The organism is Pseudarthrobacter phenanthrenivorans Sphe3 (assembly GCF_000189535.1).
GTDB lineage: Bacteria > Actinomycetota > Actinomycetes > Actinomycetales > Micrococcaceae > Arthrobacter > Arthrobacter phenanthrenivorans.
In genome coordinates this window covers 1677147-1697562 of sequence record NC_015145.1, presented here as the reverse complement: position 1 = coordinate 1697562, position 20416 = coordinate 1677147, and the positions used below count along the sequence as shown (strand labels likewise).

Annotated in this window: 17 protein-coding genes; 9 read left to right on the top strand and 8 right to left on the bottom strand. The window is 66.4% G+C overall.

The annotated features are described in order from the left end of the window. Nucleotides 1–64: 64 nt before the first annotated feature. Nucleotides 65–493, top strand: coding sequence for an OsmC family protein (locus tag ASPHE3_RS07820; protein ID WP_013600687.1), 429 nt, complete (start codon nucleotides 65–67; stop codon nucleotides 491–493). Nucleotides 494–566: 73 nt separating this feature from the next. On the opposite strand, the gene ASPHE3_RS07815 is transcribed toward ASPHE3_RS07820, so the two are convergent. Continuing rightward, nucleotides 567–4091 carry a S41 family peptidase gene (locus ASPHE3_RS07815; RefSeq protein ID WP_013600686.1) on the bottom strand — a complete coding sequence of 1175 codons (3525 nt, stop codon included), beginning with the start codon at nucleotides 4089–4091 and terminating at the stop codon, nucleotides 567–569. A 73-nt stretch (nucleotides 4092–4164) separates the two neighbouring features. Here ASPHE3_RS07815 and ASPHE3_RS07810 point away from each other — a divergent pair, with 73 nt between their 5' ends. Then, nucleotides 4165–5091, top strand: coding sequence for a TIGR01777 family oxidoreductase (locus ASPHE3_RS07810; protein ID WP_013600685.1), 927 nt, complete (start codon nucleotides 4165–4167; stop codon nucleotides 5089–5091). Between the two features lie 56 nt (nucleotides 5092–5147). Here the strand turns inward: ASPHE3_RS07810 and ASPHE3_RS07805 are convergent, their stop codons facing one another. Continuing rightward, the gene (locus ASPHE3_RS07805; protein ID WP_013600684.1) at nucleotides 5148–6872 is read right to left on the bottom strand and encodes a serine/threonine-protein kinase; all 1725 of its coding nucleotides are present in this window, start codon (nucleotides 6870–6872) and stop codon (nucleotides 5148–5150) included. 153 nt (nucleotides 6873–7025) lie between these two features. Between ASPHE3_RS07805 and lipB the strand changes: the two genes are divergently transcribed. The 4 genes from lipB (at nucleotide 7026) to ASPHE3_RS07785 (ending at nucleotide 9998) form a co-directional block, all read left to right on the top strand. Continuing rightward, nucleotides 7026–7703 (top strand): lipoyl(octanoyl) transferase LipB, encoded by a 678-nt coding sequence (gene lipB, locus ASPHE3_RS07800; protein ID WP_081459829.1) that lies wholly within the window; start codon nucleotides 7026–7028, stop codon nucleotides 7701–7703. Further along, a complete protein-coding gene (gene lipA, locus ASPHE3_RS07795; RefSeq protein ID WP_013600682.1) occupies nucleotides 7700–8719 on the top strand; it encodes a lipoyl synthase in 1020 nt (339 codons plus the stop codon). The genes lipB and lipA overlap by 4 nt, the downstream gene beginning before the upstream one ends. 85 nt (nucleotides 8720–8804) lie before the next feature. After that, complete coding sequence (locus ASPHE3_RS07790) at nucleotides 8805–9557, top strand: DUF4191 domain-containing protein (protein WP_013600681.1); 753 nt, start codon at nucleotides 8805–8807, stop codon at nucleotides 9555–9557. An 84-nt stretch (nucleotides 9558–9641) separates the two neighbouring features. Next, nucleotides 9642–9998: a DUF3817 domain-containing protein gene (locus tag ASPHE3_RS07785; RefSeq protein ID WP_013600680.1), complete on the top strand. Its 357-nt coding sequence runs from the start codon at nucleotides 9642–9644 to the stop codon at nucleotides 9996–9998. Between the two features lie 28 nt (nucleotides 9999–10026). Here the strand turns inward: ASPHE3_RS07785 and ASPHE3_RS07780 are convergent, their stop codons facing one another. Beyond that, complete coding sequence (locus tag ASPHE3_RS07780; protein WP_013600679.1) at nucleotides 10027–10464, bottom strand: RDD family protein; 438 nt, start codon at nucleotides 10462–10464, stop codon at nucleotides 10027–10029. 302 nt (nucleotides 10465–10766) lie between these two features. Here ASPHE3_RS07780 and glnA (ASPHE3_RS07775) point away from each other — a divergent pair, with 302 nt between their 5' ends. Beyond that, on the top strand, nucleotides 10767–12191 hold the full coding sequence (gene glnA, locus ASPHE3_RS07775; protein ID WP_013600678.1) for a type I glutamate--ammonia ligase: 1425 nt from the start codon (nucleotides 10767–10769) through the stop codon (nucleotides 12189–12191). A gap of 264 nt (nucleotides 12192–12455) precedes the next feature. Here glnA (ASPHE3_RS07775) and ASPHE3_RS07770 read toward each other — a convergent pair whose 3' ends face one another. The 4 genes from ASPHE3_RS07770 to glnA (ASPHE3_RS07755) all read right to left on the bottom strand — a co-directional run bounded on the left by ASPHE3_RS07770 (nucleotide 12456) and on the right by glnA (ASPHE3_RS07755) (nucleotide 17876). Further along, nucleotides 12456–12983: a GNAT family N-acetyltransferase gene (locus ASPHE3_RS07770; RefSeq protein ID WP_013600677.1), complete on the bottom strand. Its 528-nt coding sequence runs from the start codon at nucleotides 12981–12983 to the stop codon at nucleotides 12456–12458. A 5-nt stretch (nucleotides 12984–12988) separates the two neighbouring features. Then, complete coding sequence (locus ASPHE3_RS07765) at nucleotides 12989–13432, bottom strand: VOC family protein (RefSeq protein ID WP_013600676.1); 444 nt, start codon at nucleotides 13430–13432, stop codon at nucleotides 12989–12991. Nucleotides 13433–13514: 82 nt separating this feature from the next. After that, complete coding sequence (locus ASPHE3_RS07760) at nucleotides 13515–16526, bottom strand: bifunctional [glutamine synthetase] adenylyltransferase/[glutamine synthetase]-adenylyl-L-tyrosine phosphorylase (RefSeq protein ID WP_013600675.1); 3012 nt, start codon at nucleotides 16524–16526, stop codon at nucleotides 13515–13517. Nucleotides 16527–16535: 9 nt separating this feature from the next. Beyond that, a complete protein-coding gene (gene glnA / locus ASPHE3_RS07755; protein WP_013600674.1) occupies nucleotides 16536–17876 on the bottom strand; it encodes a type I glutamate--ammonia ligase in 1341 nt (446 codons plus the stop codon). Nucleotides 17877–18151: 275 nt separating this feature from the next. Between glnA (ASPHE3_RS07755) and panB the strand changes: the two genes are divergently transcribed. Beyond that, nucleotides 18152–19048 carry a 3-methyl-2-oxobutanoate hydroxymethyltransferase gene (gene panB / locus ASPHE3_RS07750; protein WP_041652027.1) on the top strand — a complete coding sequence of 299 codons (897 nt, stop codon included), beginning with the start codon at nucleotides 18152–18154 and terminating at the stop codon, nucleotides 19046–19048. A 120-nt stretch (nucleotides 19049–19168) separates the two neighbouring features. Here the strand turns inward: panB and ASPHE3_RS22010 are convergent, their stop codons facing one another. Beyond that, nucleotides 19169–19333, bottom strand: coding sequence for a hypothetical protein (locus tag ASPHE3_RS22010; protein WP_013600672.1), 165 nt, complete (start codon nucleotides 19331–19333; stop codon nucleotides 19169–19171). Nucleotides 19334–19451: 118 nt separating this feature from the next. On the opposite strand from ASPHE3_RS22010, the gene map reads away from it, so the two are divergent. Beyond that, nucleotides 19452–20330 (top strand): type I methionyl aminopeptidase, encoded by an 879-nt coding sequence (gene map, locus ASPHE3_RS07745; RefSeq protein WP_013600671.1) that lies wholly within the window; start codon nucleotides 19452–19454, stop codon nucleotides 20328–20330. Nucleotides 20331–20416 lie beyond the last annotated feature (86 nt).

The following is a 20416-nucleotide window of genomic DNA, read 5'->3' as shown; positions in this document are numbered from 1 at the left end:
AGGATGGGACCGGCGGGGTCCAGGCAGCGGCCTGCCCCGGTACACATCGACCTGAGGAGTGAACATGGCAGCAACACGTTCAGCAAATGCAGTATGGAACGGCAACCTGACGGAAGGTTCCGGAACCACCAGCCTGGCCACCTCAGGCCTTGGCACGTTCGATGTCACGTGGAAGGCCCGCACGGAAGCGGCCAACGGTAAGACCAGCCCCGAGGAGCTCATCGCCGCAGCGCACGCCGCCTGCTTCTCCATGGCCTTCAGCAACGAGCTGGCAAAGGCAGGACACACCCCGGAAGAAGTCCGGGCCAAGGCTGACGTGACGTTCGTTCCGGGCACCGGCATCACCGGCAGCCACCTGACCGTCGCGGCGAGGGTCCCCGGCATCTCTGAGGACGAGTTCCAGAAGATTGCCGGCGAAGCCAAGGTGGGCTGCCCCGTGTCAGGTGCGCTGGCAAGCATCGACATCACCATGGATGCCACACTGGAATCCTGATCCGCGGTTAACGCCGAAAGGCCCTGCCTGGCCGGAGTGTTCCGGACAGGCAGGGCCTTTTCTGTTCCCGGGGCTAGTTGCCCTGGGCGCGTGCAGGCAGCGGAGCGGGCCGCAGCCGGCGGTATCCCTCACGTGCCGGCGGACGGTCCGTGGGCAGCTCCTGGATCATTTCCTTGAGCGCTCCGATGCCGTACTCCAGCTGCGGATCGCGCCCGGCCGCGTACGCGTGCGGCGGATAGGTCACTTCGATGTCCGGATCCACGCCGTAGTTCTCCACGCTCCAGCCCACTCCACCGCCGAACCAGGTGGCGTACCGCGGCTGGGTGACGCCGGTGCCGTCGGCCAGGGCGAACCGGTTGTCGATGCCCACCACACCGCCCCAGGTGCGCGTCCCGATGACCGGGCCGATACCCCGCAGCTTTGACACCTGCGTGATGATGTCACCGTCAGAACCGGCGAATTCGTCGGCCAGGATGATCACCGGGCCGCGCGGCGCGTGGTGCGGGTACGTCCGCGGCTTCTCGCCGCGGGGCATGCTCCAGCCCGTGACCTTCCGGCCGATGAGTTCGGCCACCAGCTGGGACGTGTGGCCGCCGCGGTTGCGCCGGACATCCACGATGAGTCCGTCCAGCGCCGTCTCAGTGTCCAGGTCCCGGTGGAGCTGCGCCCAGCCGTTCGCCATCATGTCCGGAATGTGCAGGTAGCCGAACTTGCCGCCGGATGCTTCCCGGACGGTGCGCCGGTTGGCGGCCACCCACTCCTGGTACCGCAAGCGTTCCTCATCCTTGACGGGCACGACGGCGACACGGCGCTGAGTGCCGGCCGCGGCTCCGTGGGCAACGCCATTGAGGAGGGTCAGCTCCACCGCACGGCCCGCCGCCCCCACGAGCTGCATGGCCGGCGTGACGCTTTCCGACAGCGGCACGCCGTCGATCGCCAGCAGGATATCCCCGGCTTTGGCGCCGACGCCCGGCCTGGTCAGGGGCGACGTGGCCAATGGATCCGAAGACTCCCCTGCCAGGATGCGGGTGATCTCCCACCCGCCCGGCGTGTGGGCCAGGTCGGCACCAAGCCTGCCCTGGCCATGGCTGCCGTTCTCGGTAACCGGCGCCGGACGGACGTAGGCATGGGAGGTCCCCAGTTCGCCGTGCAGCTCCCACAGGAGGTCCACCAGGTCATCATGCGAGCCGAGACGCTCCACGAGCGGACGGTAGCGGCGGTGGATGGACTGCCAGTCCTGCCCCGCCATGTCCTCGGCCCAGAAGAAGTCCCGCTGCAGCCGCCAGGCCTCGTCGAACGCCTGGCCCCAGACGCTGAGCGGATCCATCATGACGCGGATGCGGCCCAGGTCAACCTTGACCAGCTTCCCGGACTCCTCGTCCGCTTTGGCGTCCGTGGGAACAACCGTGACCTGCTTGTCCGAAATCAGCACCACCTTGCTGCGGTCCCCCGACAGCCGGTAGCTGTCCAGCGCGTCCACCAGGGTGGACTGCTTGCGCCGGCCAAGGTCGAACCGGACCAGGCTGGGGCGGGAGTCCTTGTCGTCCTGGCTGGCTTTTCCGTCACCGGTCACGCCGGCCAGTGCCCAGTCGAGCCACAGCAGCGCCCCGTCGGAGGCTTTCAATGAGGTGTAGTTACCCTGGGGAACGGGAACGGTGATGACCCGGTGCGCCAGGCCCTCCGGGTCTACCCGGACCTCCGGCAGCTCCGGCCCGGCCTCGTCCTGCCTGCCTGCTCCCTCGGCGGATGGTGCGTCCGCTCCTTCGGAGTCCACTGCAGGGCCGAAGGGCGACGGCGTGTCCGCAGCGAGTGCCACAAGGTACGGCTTGATGGGGCTGGGGAACGAGAGGTCGAAGGAATGTCCGTCGTACACGGGGTCAAAGCTGCGGTTCGACAGGAAGGCCAGGAACTTCCCGTCAGGGGTGAAGGCCGGGGACTGGTCGCAGAAACGGCCATCGGTGACGTCCACCGGGGCGGCATCCGGCGTTGCCACGTTGGCCAGCCGCAGCCGGCTGCGGGAACCAAAGGACGTGACCGGCTCCGACCAAACGAGCCATCGCGAATCCGCTGACCATGCAAGATCTGCCACGGTCCCTTCACCAATGCTTGCTACCAGGGCCAGTTCACCGGTCCGGGTGTCCGCTATGTACACCTCGCCAAACGAGGTGCCCACAGCGATCCTCTGCCCGTCCGGGCTCGTTTCCAGTGCGCTGGCACGGGACGTTCCCGGGAAGTCGATGCGGTCTGTGGCGTCTTCCTGCGCGCCACCTGCCTGGGCATCCGCAGCGGTGGCACCGGAGTCTGGGGCGACGTCGGCCTGCTCGTCCGTGGCATGGGTCCCGGCGTTGCTGCTGCCGCCCATGATGGCGGCGCCGGCGGCCGGAACCGGCTGTGGCAGCGCCACGGTTTCTTCGTGTTCCGCTTTATCCGTGTGCCCGGCCGCGGCTCCCTGCCCCGCAGAAAGGGTGCTGCGGGCGCCGGCCCCGCCGGCCGCGGCGGCGTGCGGTACGGGCGCAGCAATGTCCTTGATGTACAACGCCTCCGCGCCATCATGGTCTGCAATGTAGGCGATCCGGCCCTCGCCAAGCGGCCTGGGCAGCCGGGCACGGACACCGGGGGTGGCCTCGATGATGCGGGATGGGCCGTCCTTGTGCCGGAGCCAGTGGATGGTGCCATGGGCTTCCACTGCACTGGCCGAACCGGTGGCGTCCGGCACCACCGCACCGAGGTGCTTGCTGGTCTTGAGCAGGGCGGGACGCCGGGACTGGGATGCAGAGCCGAGGGTGATGTCCAGCCGCACCGCATCGGAACCCAGGTCGTGGAGCACCCACAACTCGCCGGCGGACTCGAAAATCACGCGCGTGCCGTCCGTCGCTGCGTGGCGGACGTAGAAGTCTTCATGGTCGGTATGCCGGCGCAGGTCCTTCCCGTTGGGAAGGACCGAGTACAGGTTGCCGTAGCCTTCGTGGTCCGACAGGAAAGCGATCCGGCCGCCCACCCACATGGGATCGGCGAGGTTGCCGTCAACGTCCGGGAGCAGGCGCTCGAACTCACCGTTGCCGTCCGTGTCGATCCACAGCTTTCCTGCAGTGCCGCCGCGGTAACGCTTCCACCAGGCCGGTTCGCGGGACAGCACGCTGCCTACCACCACGGGGCGTTCGTCGCCCACTTCAGGGCCGAACGCCACGGACTCAACCGGCCCGAAAGGTAGCTCTTCAGCCCAGCCGCCCTCAAGCGGCACGCTGTAAGCGTGCGTGTGCCTGCTTTCGGCCTGGCGGAAAGCGCTGGTGACCACCACCGAACCGTTAGCGGTGAAGCCCTTGACCCTTGTGGTGCTGTGGCCGAAGTACGTCAGCTGCCGGTACCCGCCGCCGTCGACCTCTGCCGATACCACCTCGGGCGCCGTTCCCTGGACCACGGTCCACACCAGCCGCTTTCCGTCGGGTGTGAAACGGGGGTTGCGGGCCGGCAGTTGGAGCGCGGAAACACGCCAGGCGCGGCCGCCACCCAGGGGCGCGATCCACACGTCGTCCTCGGCCACGAAAGTGACCAGGTCGCCATGCAAATGCGGGAAACGGAAGTAGCTCGAAAAGGTCATCGTTTGATCATAGTCAACCCTTCAGCGGCCGCAGGGAGGCGCCTCGGGGGGACGTGGCGTGGTGAGATGGAGCATGCGCATCATCATCGCCGGGGCCTCCGGGCTGATCGGCACCTCCGTGGCAGCAACCTTCCGGAACGCCGGGCACGACGTCGTGTCCCTGGTCAGGCGAAAACCTGCTTCCGCATTGGAAATCCGCTGGGACCCTGCGGCCGGTGAGTTGGACCCCGGTGCGCTGGAAGGGGCGGACGCGGTGGTGAACCTCGCCGGCGCCGGCATCGGCGACAGGCCCTGGACCCGCAAGCGCGTGGAGGAGCTTTTCCGCTCCCGGGTGGGCTCCACGCGCACCCTCACCTCAGCGATGCGCCGGCTGGATTCGCCGCCGCGCACCTTCATCAGCCAGTCCGCCTCCGGATACTACGGCGACGCCGGCAACACCGTGCTTCGGGAGGATGCGCCGCCGGGGTCGGGTGTCTTGTCACGGATCTGCGTGGAGTGGGAGGAGGCTGCACGTACTGCCCCGGACAGCGTGCGCGTGGTGATTCCGCGGACGGGCGTGGTCCTCAGCCGTAAAGGCGGAGCCATGGGCAGGCTGCTGCCACTCATGCGCCTGGGCGTGGGCGGGCCCCTGGGGAACGGCCGCCAGTACTGGCCCTGGGTCACGCTGCCGGACGTTTCCGCCGCGTTCCTCTTCCTGCTGGAGTCAGGTTCCAGTGGTCCCGTCAACCTGTGCGCTCCGGAAGACTCCGACGTCAACGCACTGGTGGCTGCACTGGCCCGCGCCCTGCACCGGCCTGCCGTCCTTCGCGTCCCTGCGCCGGTCTTGCGCCTGGTGATGCGGGAACTGGCGGAGGAGCTCCTTCTCTCCAGCCAGCGCATGGAACCGGCGGTGCTCAGGGACGCCGGCTTCACGTGGCAGCATCCCACGCTGGCGCAGGCGGCTGAATGGGTTGCCGGCGCAGAAGGGACCGCAGGCAAGGAAAACGCGGGCCTGGGATAGCACCTTGCGTTGCAGGCGCCAGGCCCAGCGCGTACCTACGCGGGGCTGCAGCGGGATCAGCCCCCGGCAAGGATGTCGCTGATCCGCCACGTGCCGTCAACGGCCGTGAGCACCAGCTTGAGCCGCCGCGGTTCGCTGGCCGGGCCAACACCGACGACGGCACCCTGGCTGTCCATTTCCTTATAGGTGGAGGAGGCGGAGACAACGCGCACCACGGCGTGCGTGTGCGTTGCGCCTTCCTCTGCCTCGACATCCGTGAGCGTGCTTGAGAATCCGGCGAGGACACGGCCGGACGCGAGCAGCTGATCGGCTGTTTGCCCGTCGGCGTTCGCGGCGCCTGACCCTTCCGCGTTCACTTCCTTGAGCAGTTCCAGGTCTCCGCTGCTGAAGGCCCGGTCCCGCAGGGCAGCGAGGCCACGGACAGCAGCAACGGGATCGCGCGCCTGCGCCTGCTGCCTCAGACCGGCAAGGCCTGCATCCCCCTCGGCATCGGCTGTGTGCGCCGGCGCCGGCACCGCGGCGTCACCATGGACGTAACCCGTTCCTTCCACCGCGGCTGCCGCTGGGCGCGGTTCAGCGCCGGCAGGTTCGGGCGGGAAACCTCCGACTCCGGAGAACCACCAGACGCAGGCGGCCGCCGCGGCCACGGCGGGAGGGATAACGTAACGTACCGCCACTGGACGTCCGGACCAAAATTTCCGAGGCAGCGTGGGCGTCCTCTTGCCTGCGTGCTTTCCATGGGCAGCCGGACGACCGTTGCCGGAACGCGGGAAGGGGATCCCCGCCGCCGGCACGGACGCCTTGACGAAGAGGGCAGGAACCCAGGGGATACGGGACCAGGGCAAGGTGGCGATCCTCCTGCCTGCAACCCGCAGTTTTTCGGCCGCTGCCCTGCGCCGGGACGGCGCCGGGACCTGCCGTCGGGTTAACAGCTCAGGAATCACTGTGGGATGCACCGACGCCGCCAGGTCCAGCGGTTCCGGTGCGGCGCTGCGGTACACCGCCGTTGCCAGCGCCGCGGCAGCAGGCCGCCCCCGCCGTTCCTCACTGAGGCCCGCTTCGAGGGCAGCGGCCAGCTCCCGCGGGACCTCCGGAACCAGGAGGGACAGGGGCGGCCGGTCTGCTGTCCGGCCCGGCACTCTGCCGGTGAGGCAGAACCAGCCGAGCGCCGCCGTCGAGTAGACATCCCTCTCCGGCTGGAGCCCGCGCACCGCATCAAGCGGGGCGGGATCGACGAAGCCCGGCGTTCCTGAAGCGTCGCCTCCGGCAGGCTCACCCAGCATCCGGGCGATGCCGAGGTCGGACAGCATCGGTTTGCCCTGGCCGGTGAACAGGACGTTTCCGGGCGAAATGTCGGAGTGGGTGAAGCCGTTGCCATGCAGGTATGCCAGCACCTGGGCGATGGGAGTCAGCACAGTTACTGTTTCGCCCACGCTCAACCTGCCCCGGCTGGACAGCAGGCCCGCGAGGGAGCCACCGGAGGCGTACTCCATCACCAGCGCCGCGCCTCCTTCGAGGGACCCTGACAGGCCGACCACGTCATGTGCTCTGACCAGGTGCGGATGGTCCAGGACGGACAGGATCCGGATCTCACGGCGCACAGCATCCGGGGACAGCCGCTGGGTACACCTGGCCCTGCCGGCGGCGGGCGGAAAGCACTTCAGGGCGACTTGCCGGCCGGTTTCCTGGTCCGTGCCGAGCCAAACGGTAGCGCTCCCGCCGCGGCCCAACTGCCGGCCAACGGTGAAGCCGGGCACCTCGGGCGCCTTCACATCTTCCATAGGTCATGTTTAGCCGAATCCGGCTTCGCCTGCAGAAGTTATCCACAGGGTGGCGGTGACGCTCCAAACCACCTCGAGGCCTGCCGTCACCTGTCGGTTGTGACCGGGTGAGCTTAAGCACTAAACCGGGTACGGGAGGCCAGGAGGTCTAAGCTGGATGCCATGACTCTTGAGTTTTCACAGCTGGGTCTTGCTCCTGATTTCGTCGACTACACCCGTGGTTGGGAAATCCAGAGTGAACTCCACGACAAGGTAGTCGCCGGGCTGGCCCCAAGCACCGTCCTCCTCCTGGAACACTCCCCGGTATATACGGCCGGGAAAAGGACCGAGGATCATGAGCGGCCATTCGACGGCACACCGGTGGTCCCGGTGGACCGGGGCGGCAAACTGACCTGGCATGGTCCCGGCCAGCTGGTGGGATACCCCATCATCAAGCTGAAGAACCGGGCAGGCATCCGTGACTACGTGGAACGCCTGGAGTCCGTGATCATCGCCGTCCTCGCCGACTACGGCATCAACGCCGTCCGCATCAAGGGACGGGCCGGCGTCTGGATCACCTCAGACAGCAAGGGCCCGGACCGGAAGATCGCTGCCATCGGGATCCGCGTGCACGAAGGCGTCACCATGCACGGCTTCGCCATCAACTGCAACAACGATCTTTCCCCTTACGCGCAAATCATTGCCTGCGGGATCACCGATGCCGGCGTGACAACGATCGCCCAGGAAACCGGCCGTGATATTGCCCCGGCCCACCTCGTTTCCCGGATCACTGAAGAACTGCGCAAGAATGAAGACGCCCTGGTCGCTACCCCCGAAGGAGCATTACTGTGACATTGGCACCTGAAGGCCGGAAGCTGTTGCGCGTTGAGCAGCGTAATGCTGCTGTTCCGGTGGAGCGGAAGCCGGAGTGGATCAAGGCCAAGGTCCAGATGGGCCCGGAGTTCGTGGGCTTGAAGAACCTGGTCAAGAAAGAGGGCCTGCACACGGTGTGTGAGGAGGCCGGTTGCCCCAACATTTTCGAGTGCTGGGAGGACAAGGAAGCCACGTTCCTGATCGGCGGGTCCGAGTGCACGCGGCGGTGTGATTTCTGCCAGATCGATACCGGCAAGCCCTCCCCGGTGGACATGTTCGAACCGACCAAGGTGGCCCGCTCCGTGCAGTCCATGCAGCTGCGCTACGCCACCGTCACCGGCGTGGCCCGCGACGACCTCGCCGATGAGGGCGTGTGGCTGTACGCCGAGACGGTCCGGAAGATCCACGAGCTGAACCCCGGCACCGGGGTGGAGCTGCTGATCCCGGACTTCTCCGGCAAACCCGAACACATCAAGGCGATCTGCGATTCCAGGCCGGAGGTGTTCGCGCACAACGTCGAGACCGTGCCACGGATCTTCAAGCGGATCCGGCCCGCGTTCCGCTACGAGCGGTCCCTGGATGTGATCACGCAGGGCCGGGACCTGGGCATGGTGACCAAGTCCAACCTGATCCTGGGCATGGGCGAAACCCGGGAAGAAATCAGCGAGGCCCTGAAGGACCTGCATGAGGCCGGGTGTGACCTGATCACCATCACCCAGTACCTCCGCCCGTCCGAGCGGCACCTGCCGGTGGACCGGTGGGTCAAGCCCCAGGAATTCGTGGACCTGCAGCACGAGGCCGAGGAGATCGGCTTCCTCGGCGTCATGTCCGGGCCCCTGGTCCGTTCCTCCTACCGGGCCGGCCGGCTCTGGGCCACCGCCATGCGCAAGAAGGGCCGGGACATCCCTGCCGAACTCGCCCACATCGCCGACGGTATCCAGGACTCCGGCACCACCCGCCAGGAAGCCAGCACCCTGCTCGCCGCCCACTCCTGACCGCCAACGCATCGTCCTGGAAGGGCCGGCACCGGAAGACTCCGGTGCCTGCCCTTCCGCTTTGGTCACGTAGAATTGAGGCACTATGGCGAAATCCCCTGATTCCAGCAACTCCACTCCGGCTGCCTCCGGCACCCCGAAGCGTGGCCTGTTCTCCCGCAAGCCCAAAGAGGCAAAGGTCAAGAAGCCGAGCCGGCTCAAGCAGATCGGCGAAGTCTTCACCATGACCCGCCGCCACGACCCCATGGTCCCGTGGCTGATGCTTCTGGTCTTCCTTGGCGTTGTGGCTGTCAGCTTCCTGGTGGGCTTCTGGCTGGACAACTGGATCACGGGCCTGATCATCGGCATTCCGCTGGGCCTGCTGGGCGCCACATTCATCCTGTCCCGCCGGGCAGAGCGGGCGGCATTCGCGCAGATCGAGAACCAGCCCGGCGCCTCCGGTGCAGCCCTGGGTACCCTCCGCCGCGGCTGGATCACCGAGGAACAGCCTGTTGCAGTCAACCCCCGTACGCAGGACGCCGTGTTCCGCGCCATCGGCCGTCCCGGCGTCGTCCTTGTCAGTGAAGGCCCCAGCCACCGCGTGAAGCCGCTGCTGGAAGCCGAGCGCAAGCGGCTTGCCCGCATCCTGCCCAACGTCACCGTGCACGTGATTGAAAGCGGCCGCGGCGAAGGCCAGGTGCCCCTCAGCGAGGTGGCCAAGAAGATGGGCAAGCTCAAGAAGGAACTCACCAAGCTGGAGGTGAACGCCGTGTCCAAGCGGATCGCTTCGCTGGGTAACCGGCTCCCCATTCCCAAGGGCATTGACCCGTACAAGGCGCGTCCCAACCGCGGACGCTAGTTTTGGACCCCGCCCCGGTTCCGGCTACTGCCGGCGGCCGGGGCGTTTTCTTTGCAGCCCACAGGGGCAGGACAGGATATTTTTGTGACCTTTAAGAACGCAGTGCTCCGCGCCTTCAGGATCCTTGCCGTCGCGGAAGCCTTCAGCTGGGCGGCGCTCCTGATCGGCATGTACTTCAAATGGATCGCCGGCACCACGGAGCTCGGCGTACAGATCGCCGGACCAATCCATGGCGCGTTGTTCGTAGGTTACGGCCTCGCGGCCCTGGCGCTCTGGCGGCTGCAGCGCTGGCCGTTCGTGGTGGCCCTGTTCGCGGGCCTCTCGGCCGTCTTCCCGTTCGCCACCATCCTGTTTGAGCGGTGGGCAGATAAGCGCGGGCACCTTACCGCCGCAGGGGCAGCAACCGGCGCCGCAGCTGTCCCGGAATCAAGCTCGGTTTAGCTCGCGCGCACGTGCGCCGGCTGCCGGCCTAGCGCCGCAGCAGCAGCGTGTTCATTGCCTTGTCATGGAGTCCGCGCTGGTCAGGATCGAAAATGACGGCGGGAACCACCAGGCAGAGCAGCACTGACCTCACCAAGGCAGCCAGGGGGCCGGGGGCCCCGCCGCCGGCCCGGACCACGTGGATTCCCATTGCCCGGTGGCCGATGCTGTAGCCAAGGGTTCCGATCAGGAGGATCTGTTCGATGGCGAAGACAGCCAGGGTTGCCCACGAATTGCCGCCGAAAGCGAAATTGCTGATCAGCAGTGCGATGGCCCAGTCGATCATGATTGCCGCTATTCTGCGGCCAGCCCGGGCGATGGAGCCCGGCCCTGACTCCGGCAAGCCCAGCCGCTCCCCCGGATACTTGGATATGCCTGAGGTGTCGGGGCCGGAGAGCCAGGAGCCGATGTCTTTGCGATCTACCACCGTCCAAGCTTAGCGACTTCCCGCAGCCCACACTGTGGATGGGGTTAGACCACAGTGTGGACAGAAGATACCGTTGCCATATCAGGGCATTCTGTAACCTGCCCGAAACAATGCGGACACGGACGGGAAATGCCGTGTCCATAGGCTGTTACCAGTTTCAAGCAACCGAGCAGCAAGCAGTACAGCAGCTATTAAGAGCAGGGTACTCACAGCAGGGAAACACAGGATGTTTCCCTGCCTTCGGATTGCGCTGGACCAGATGGCTTGCACGCCAGCTATTTACATATGCGTTAGGAGCATAGATGTTCAAGACTGCGGACGAAGTCCTCAAGTTCATCAAAGACGAAGATATTAAGTTCGTCGACATCCGTTTCACCGATCTTCCGGGCGTCCAGCAGCACTTCAACGTCCCCGCCAAGAGCGTTGACGCTGACTTCTTCATCAACGGCCAGCTCTTCGACGGATCCTCCATCCGCGGTTTCCAGGGCATCGCAGAATCCGACATGCAGCTCATCCCGGACGTCACCACGGCCTTCCTGGACACCTTCCGCATGGAGAAGACCCTCGCGCTGAACTTCTCGATCGTCAACCCGCGCACCGGCGACCCGTACCACCGCGACCCCCGCGGCGTAGCCGAAAAGGCTGAAGCGTACCTGGCGTCCACCGGCATCGCCGACACCGCGTTCTTCGCTCCCGAAGCTGAGTTCTTCGTGTTCGACAACGTCCAGTACCAGTCCTCCCCGCAGGGCAGCTTCTACAAGATCGACTCCGAAGAAGCCCACTGGAACACCGGCCGCGAGGAAGAGGGCGGAAACCTCGGCTACAAGACCCCCGTCAAGGGCGGTTACTTCCCGGTCTCCCCCACCGACAAGCAGGCCGACCTGCGCGACGCCATGTGTGTTGCACTGGACGAGGCCGGCCTTGAGGTCGAGCGCAGCCACCACGAAGTTGGATCCGCCGGCCAGGCTGAGATCAACTACAAGTTCACCACGCTGACCCACGCTGCCGATGACCTGCAGAAGTTCAAGTACGTCATCAAGAACACCGCAGATGCCTGGGGCAAGTCCGTGACCTTCATGCCGAAGCCCGTCTTCGGTGACAACGGCTCCGGCATGCACTGCCACCAGTCGCTGTGGAACGGCGGCGAGCCGCTGTTCTACGACGAGAAGGGTTACGCCGGCCTGTCCGACACCGCCCGCTGGTACATCGGCGGCCTGCTCAAGCACGCCTCCGCCGTCCTGGCGTTCACCAACCCGACGGTGAACTCCTACCGCCGCCTGGTCAAAGGCTTCGAAGCTCCGGTCAACATGGTCTACTCGCAGGGCAACCGCTCCGCCGGTATCCGTATCCCCATCACGGGCTCCAACCCCAAGGCCAAGCGCATCGAGTTCCGCGCACCGGACCCCTCCTCCAACCCCTACCTGGCCTTCGCCGCCCAGCTGATGGCCGGCATCGACGGCATCCGCAACCGCATCGAGCCACCGGCACCGATCGACAAGGACCTCTACGAGCTCCCCGCCGAGGAAGCCAAGGACATCCCCAAGGCTCCGGGCACCCTCGAGGAAGCCCTTGAGGCCCTGCGCGAGGACAACGAGTTCCTCCAGGCCGGCGGCGTGTTCACCCAGGACCTGATCGACACCTGGATCGAGTACAAGTACGAGAACGAGATCCGCCCGCTGTCCCTGCGCCCGAACCCCTACGAGTTCGAGCTCTACTACGGCGTCTAGTCTGCTGCCTGCCCGCAGGAAGAACTGAGACTGCAAAAGGCGGCCACCGGTTACCCGGTGGCCGCCTTCTGCATGTCTGGAAAGACGTTGCAGGTGGAGGCCCGGCTCCAGACGTGCTGAGACCGGGAGCCGGACCCCCTGACGAATGCCCCCCGGGTTGAAGGCTGATTCAGCCTTCCCCCCAACAAGGTTGAGAAACACCGCCAATCCACATGATCGGGCAATCGCTTTCTCAGTGCAAACGGCGGCGCGGCGCCGTTAGCCTCATTCCGGTGCTGTAAACCGGCAAAACATGATCCGCTGCGGCCCTGCCGAACCTCCGGTGTACCGGCCCCGGTCCACGAACCCTGCCCGGCGGTAGGCAGCGAGGCCCGCCGGGTTCGCCTCGTTGACGGAAAGAACGACGCCGGCCTCCCCCGTGCTGTGCCGCCGCGAAAGTCTTTCGGCGGTTGCCGCAGCCGCTGCAGCGGCGCGTGACCCCAGTCCGGCGCCCTGTTCCCGCCGATCGATCAGGAAGCCCCGGAGGAGCCAGGCGGAATGGTCATCAGGCCAGCCCGCCAGGCGCGCTGCCCCGGTTTGGAGGGTCAGGACACCAACCGCCCGGCCGGCCGCTTCAATGACGTAGGGCCGCCGCGAGTCCTCGGCCAGTCCGGCGAGTGCCATCCGAAGGGGATCGCCGACGAACCGTTCCTGTCCGGGGGCAAGTTCCAGGGACGCCACGGCTCCGAGCTGGATGGCCCGGGCATCGTCGTCCACGTCCCTGAGCGGGATCAGCCAAACGCTCCGGTCCATGCTTCTCAGGATTGGGGGCCGGCAGAATTTCCGCCGGCCGCTGATTCAGCAGGCGGACCGGCCGGATCCATCCACATCACTTCCCAGAGGTGGCCGTCCGGGTCCTGGAAGCTGTGGTTGTACATGAATCCGTAGTCCTGGGGTTTCTCGGACGGGGACCCGCCGGAGGCCAGCGCGGTCCGGACGGCCTCATCCACTGCCTCCCGGCTGTCCACGGAATAGGCGATGATCGTCTCGGCGGAGCCCTTGCTGTCCGCGACGTCCTTGGAGGTGAAGGTCTTGAAGAAGGATTCCACGAGGAGCATGACGTAGGCGTTCTCGTTGATGATCATGCAGGTGGCATTCTCGTCGGTGTAGTCCGGGTTGAAGGAAAAGCCAAGGGCCGTAAAGAAGTCCACGGAGCGTTTCAGGTCTTTGACGGGCAGGTTGAAATAGATTTGGGTAGCCATGGGCTCAAAGTAGCACCGGCCTTTGCCTGGTGTCAGCCGTTCCCCGCCATCGTGAGGGAGGCGTCCTGTCCGCCGGTCGCTGCTACTGCCCGTAAAAAACCCGCTCGAAGACTGCCCTGGCCCGCCTGCTGACGCGCAGGTAGTCCTCCTCCAGCACCGCTGCCTGGCCGGGCTCGTACCCGCACCAGCGTGCCACGGCTTCGAGGTCACGCCGTGAGGACGGGAGCAGGTCGGAGGCCTTGCCGCTCCAGATCACGTTGGCGGACCGGATGCGGCTGGCGAGCCGCCATGCGCGGGCCAGCAGGTCGGCATCGGCCCGGGCCAGCAGGCCAAGCCCGGCAGCGGCTTCCAGTGCGGGCAGCGTGGAGGTTGTCCGCAGTTCCGGGTTCTTTCCGGCGTGCTGAAGCTGCAGGAGCTGGACCAGCCATTCCACGTCGCTCAGCCCGCCGCGGCCCAGCTTCAGATGACGCGCGGGGTCGGCTCCCCGGGGCAGGCGTTCAGACTCCACGCGTGCCTTGATCCGCCTGATTTCGCGCACGTCCGTTTCGGATACCGACTGGGGATATCTGATGGGATCAATGAGTTCCAGAAAGTCCTTGGCCAGCTCGTCGTTACCGGCCATGGGGCGTGCCCGCAAGAGTGCCTGCGCCTCCCAGATGAGGGACCAGCGCCGGTAGTACTCCGCGAAGGAGTCAAGGGAACGGACCATGGCGCCGTTCTTGCCCTCCGGCCGCAGGTCCGCGTCCATCTGCAGGACCCGCTCAGCCATGATGGCCGGCTTCAGGGGCTGGGTCAGCAGCGTGGAAACCTTCGCCACGATCCGGGCTGCCTGGTCCTGGGCCTCTTCCTGGCTGAAGCCGGGCAGCGCCCTGTGCACGTACATCACATCCGCGTCCGAACCGTAGCCGATCTCGCGGCCGCCCTGCCTTCCCATGGCTACCACCAGCACCGCTGTCTTGAGGGGACCGTTGGCGGAGACAATGCCTTCGGCCACCCGCAGGGCACCAAGGACCGCAGCCCGGTCGTTGTCCGCCAGTGCCAGCCCCACCTGGTCCTGGTCCAGCAGGCCCGCCGAGTCCGCGATGGCGATCCGGAGGATCTCCCGGCGCCGGATCAGGCGGATCAGGCGCATGGCGCTTTCCGGGTCCTCATGCCGGGACATCTTGGAAGTGATCTCCTGCCACTGCGCCTCGAAACCCACCGGCGCCAGGTCCTTGTCCTGGCCCAGCCAGGCCACCGACTCGGGCGATACCTCAAGCAGGTCCGCAATCAGCCTGGAGTTGGAGAGCATGTGGCACAGCCGCTCTGCGGCGGCGTTGGAATCCCGCAGCAGCCCCAGGTACCAGTGCGTGGTGCCCAGCGCCTCGCTGACCCGGCGGAAGGCGAGCAGGCCGGCGTCGGGATCTACGCCCTCGGCCAGCCAGTCCAGCAGGACCGGCAGCAACTGCCGCTGGAGTGCCGCGCGGCGGCTCACCCCGGCGGTCAGGGCCTCGATGTGGCGCATGGCACCCTGCGGATCCCGGTATCCCAGCGCTGCGAGCCGGCCCTGGGCCGCCTCCGGTGACAGCCTGGCGTCCTCACTGCTGAGCTTGGCGGCGCTGTTGAGCAGGGGACGGTAGAAAATCCGCTCGTGCAGTTCGCGGACGGACCGCTTGGTCTTCTGCCACGTCGCCAGCAGCGCGTCCGGATGCGGCCGCTCGGTGGAGAACGGGCCGAGCACTGCTTTGGCAAGCGACCGGAGGGCAGGCTCCGCCACCGGCATCAGGTGCGTCCTGCGCAGCTGGAACAGCTGGATCCGGTGTTCCAGCAGGCGCAGGTACCGGTAGGCGTTGTCGAAGGCGGCAGCATCCGAGCGGCCGATATACCCGCCGGCGGACAGGGCAGCGATCGCGGACGTGGTGTCACGCCGTCGGAGTGTTTCGTCCGCTTTGCCGTGGACCAGCTGAAGCAGCTGGACCGTGAACTCGACGTCCCGCAGCCCGCCGCGGCCCAGCTTGATTTGCCGCTGTTCCTCGGCGGGCGGGATATGTTCGGTGACGCGCCGGCGCATCGCCTGCACTGATTCCACAAAACCGTCCCGGCTCGCCGAACTCCAGATCAGCGGAGCGACTGCCTCCTCGTAGCGGCGTCCCAGGTCGGCGTCCCCGGCGATGGTGCGTGCCTTCAGCAGTGCCTGGAACTCCCAGCTTTCCGCCCAGCGCGCATAGTAGGTCTCATGGGACGCGAGGGTGCGTACCAGCGGGCCCGACTTTCCTTCAGGCCGAAGGTTCGCGTCCACTTCCCAGAGTCCCGGTTCCCGGGCCACCGAAGAAATGGCGCGGGAGATTCCGCTGGCCAGGGCGGTGCCCACCGTGTTGGCGCGCGCATCGTCCAAGCTGCCGGGGTCCACCACATAGATGACGTCGACGTCGGAGATGTAGTTCAGCTCGCGGGCGCCGCATTTGCCCATCCCGATGACGGCCAGGCCTACACCGGCCACGTCGTCAGCGCCGTACTGCTCCCCTGCTTCTGCGCGTGAGACTGCGAGTGCCGCCTCGATCGCTGCGCCGGCAAGGTCGGCGAGTTCGCCGCCTACTGACGGCAGGAAATCCAGCGGATCGGCGGCACAGAGATCCTTGACGGCCAGGTCCACCACTCCCCGGCGGTAGGCCGTGCGGAGGGCGGCGTAGGCCTCTGCGCCTGTCAACGCTGCCACCGGACGTGCTGCCCGGGGGTCGGCGCCCACCGACCGCAACAGCGCGTCGCGCAGGTCGGCAGGATCGGACTGCAGCGGCTCCGGGCTGGCGTGGACGCGGAACGCTTCCAGGTGCTCGGGGTGCCGGATCAGGAACTCGCCCAACGCCTCGGAGGCTCCGAGGACGCGGAACATCGGCTCGCTGATGTCAGGATCGGCTGCGGCCAGCTCCCGGAGGTCCGGATGCTTTTCAATCAGGCGCACCAGGGACTGGAGGGCGGTGTCCGGGCTTGCCGCCATCTGCAGGCCCGCGAACAGCCGGTCCCGGTCCAGCCCCTCAAGCTCCGGGGCAGCAAGGAACCGCTCGCCCTTATCAAGGTCGCTGAAACCGGCCGCAATCAGGCGGCGCGCCAGGCTCACGCCCGTTCCCTAGAGGATGCCGAGGTTGCGCTGCAGCTCGTAGGGCGTCACCTGCAGGCGGTAGTCCTGCCACTCCGCACGCTTGTTGCGCAGGAAGTGCTCGAAGACCTGCTCGCCCAGGATCTGGGGCATCAGTTCCGAGTCCTCCATGGTCCGGATGGCGTCATGAAGGCTGGCCGGCAGCGGATCATGGCCCATGGCGCGGCGTTCTGCCGAGCTCAGCGACCACACATCGTCCTCGGCCGCTGCGGGCAGGTCGTAGCCTTCCTCAATGCCCTTCAAACCTGCCCCCAGCAGGACGGCGTAGGCCAGGTACGGGTTCGCGGCGGAATCGATGCCGCGGTATTCGATCCGGGCGGACTGGCCCTTGCCCGGCTTGTACAGCGGAACCCGGACCAGGGCCGAACGGTTGTTGTGGCCCCAGCTCAGGTAGCTCGGAGCCTCGCCGCCGCCCCACAGCCGCTTGTAGGAATTCACGAACTGGTTGGTCACCGCCGTGAACTCGGGCGCGTGCTTCAGGATGCCTGCGATGAACTGGCGGGCGGTCTTGGACAGCTGGAATTCCGCGCCCGCTTCATAGAACGCGTTGGTGTCGCCTTCGAACAGCGAGAAGTGGGTGTGCATGCCGGAGCCGGGGTGGGCGGTGAAGGGCTTGGGCATGAACGTGGCGTAAGTACCCTGCTGCAGGGCGACTTCCTTGATGACGGTGCGGAACGTCATGATGTTGTCAGCCGTCTGCAGGGCATCGGCGTAGCGCAGGTCGATCTCGTTCTGGCCAGGCCCCGCCTCGTGATGGCTGAATTCAACCGATATGCCCACAGATTCGAGCATGGTTACGGCGGTCCGGCGGAAGTCCTGGGCTACGCCGCCGGGAACGTGGTCGAAGTAGCCGCCCTCGTCCACGGGTACCGGTGCGCCGTCCGGCCCCGGTTCCTGCGACTTGAGGAGATAGAACTCGATTTCGGGATGCGTGTAGCAGGTGAATCCCATGTCCGCTGCCTTGGCGAGCGTCCGCTTCAGGACGTTGCGGGGGTCGGCGGCAGACGGTTCGCCGTCGGGCGTAAGAATGTCGCAGAACATGCGGGACGTCTGTTCGGTTTCACCGCGCCACGGCAGGATCTGGAAGGTGGAGGGATCCGGCTGGGCCAGCATGTCGGATTCGAAGACGCGGGCAAGGCCTTCGATAGCGGAACCGTCGAAGCCCAGGCCCTCATCGAAGGCACCCTCGACTTCGGCGGGGGCGAGGGCTACGGACTTGAGCGAACCCACGACGTCGGTGAACCACAGGCGCACGAAACGTACGTCGCGCTCTTCGATTGTGCGCAGGACAAACTCTTGCTGGCGGTCCATGATGGCCTCTTCTCCGGTCAACGTCCATGCTCCGGGGTCCGCAGAGGGGGAAAGCCGGCAGCAGTTCACCAACACTGTACTAAGCATTCGGCGCCGATGCTGGAGCCTGCGCCGCGCGTAACACAGCGTTAACACCTTCCTGCCGGGTTTCGGCTCCGGAGCGCGCCTCCGCCGCTCCCGGGGACGCGCTCCGGAGCCGTCCTATGACACGTATCACCACTGGCGGTGATCGCCGCCGGTAGCTAGGACGGCCGGTACCGCACTACGCTCATGCCATGGCCTCAAGCAACAGCCCCGACTCCAGCATGTCCGCCGATGTCCCCGCTCCCTACGGCAGCGGGCCCGGGCAGGCTGCTGCGTCTGCTGCCGAACGGAAGCCTGCGAAGGTCCGCATCCACCACCTTCAGCAGGCAAAGAGGGACGGGACCAAGTTCGCGATGCTGACTGCCTATGAGCAGTACACGGCGGAGATCTTCGACGCCGCGGGGATCGAGGTGCTCCTGGTGGGCGATTCGGCGTCGAACAACGTGTTCGGCAATGAAACCAGCCTGCCGGTGACCGTGGACGAGCTGCTCCCGCTGTGCAGGGCCGTGGCGCGGTCCGCCAAGCGCGCGCTGGTGGTAGCCGACCTGCCGTTTGGCAGTTATGAGGTTTCCCCCGAGCAGGCCGTTGCCGCGGGCGTTCGCTTCCTCAAGGAAGGCCTGGCCCACGCCGTCAAGATCGAGGGCGGCAAGTATTACGCACCGACCGTAAAGGCTATGGTGCAGGCCGGGATTCCGGTGATGGCGCACATCGGTTTCACCCCGCAGAGCGAGCACGCGCTGGGCGGGTACCGCGTCCAGGGCCGCGGCGACGACGCACAGCGGTTGATTGACGACGCCGTCGCGCTGGCTGAAGCGGGAGCCTTCAGCGTGCTGATGGAAATGGTCCCGGCGGAAACTGCGGCCGCGGTGGACGCCGCGGTCACGGTCCCCACCGTCGGCATCGGCGCCGGCAAGGAAACCACGGGCCAGGTCCTCGTCTGGCAGGACATGGCCGGACTGCGCGGCGGGCGGATGGCCAAGTTCGTCAAGCAGTACGCGGACCTGCGCAGCACCCTTTTGGATGCTGCCACCGCCTACGCCGACGACGTCAGGTCCGGTCAGTTCCCCGGGCCTGAACACTCCTTTTAGCGCCAGCGCCGGCCGGCCATACCTGCCAGCAATACCAGCCGGCAGTCACGCCGGCAGTCACCCGACGAAGGGGCGGCGGCACAGCACTCCAGCCCCAAGCGGACTGCCACTCCCGTGCCGTCAGTCGTCGTCGTCCTTTTCCCAGGCCTCGTTGCGCACGCGGACCTTCTCGAGGGCGTGCTCAGCCTCTTCCCTGGTTTTGTAGGGGCCGATCAGCTGACTCCAGTCGGACAGCCGGTCCTCTTCGATCTCATGTGTCCTGACGTTGTACCAGTACTCAGTCATCGTTGCTCCTCCGGCGGGCGGGGAAACAGCAGCGTGATCCGCGTAACTTAAATGCATACGCGGGTCGCGTGCGGCCTCCGGTTGTTAGGCGTTCTGTGGTGCCTTATATGATCAATCTATGCCTTCCCTTGCCTCGACTGCACCCATCGGCACCCTCACCCCGGGAACCATAGGTCCGCAGCGCCCCGTTCCGGCGTCCATCCCGCGGCCGGAGTACGTTGGCAAGCCCGCGCCGGCGAAATTTACCGGTTCCGAGGTGAAGTCTGCCGAGACGATCGAGAAGATCCGGATCGCCGGAAAGATCGCCGCCCAGGCCATCGTCGAAGTCGGGCGGCATATCCGGCCCGGCGTCACCACGGACGAACTGGACAAGGTGGGCCACGAGTTCCTCCTCGACCACCACGCCTACCCGTCCACCCTGGGTTACCGGGGCTTCCCCAAGTCGTTGTGCTCCTCCCTGAACGAGGTCATTTGCCACGGCATCCCGGACAGCACCGTTGTCCAGGACGGCGATATCCTGAACATCGACATCACCGCGTACATCAACGGCGTCCACGGCGACACCAACTACACCTTCCTGGTGGGCGACGTGGACGAGGAATCCCGGCTGCTGGTGGAACGCACGCAGGAGTCGCTGAACCGGGCCATCAAAGCGGTAGCTCCAGGACGGGAAATCAACGTCATTGGCCGCGCCATCCAGTCCTACGCCAAGCGCTTCGGCTATGGTGTGGTGCGTGACTTCACCGGGCACGGGGTTGGCGAAGCGTTCCACACGGGGCTGATCATCCCGCACTACGACGCCGCGCCGGCCTACAACACGGTGATTGAGGCCGGCATGGTCTTCACCATCGAACCGATGCTCACCCTCGGAACCGTGGAGTGGGACATGTGGGCCGATGACTGGACCGTGGTCACGAAGGACCGGAAGCGCACCGCCCAGTTTGAGCACACGCTGCTGGTCACGGACTCCGGCGCGGAAATACTAACCCTGCCCTAGCCTGACGTACTGACCCCGCTTTACCTCCTTCCGGTTCCCACCGGACCTAACACCAGGCCGGCCACCGGCCGCTGCAACCCTGCCCG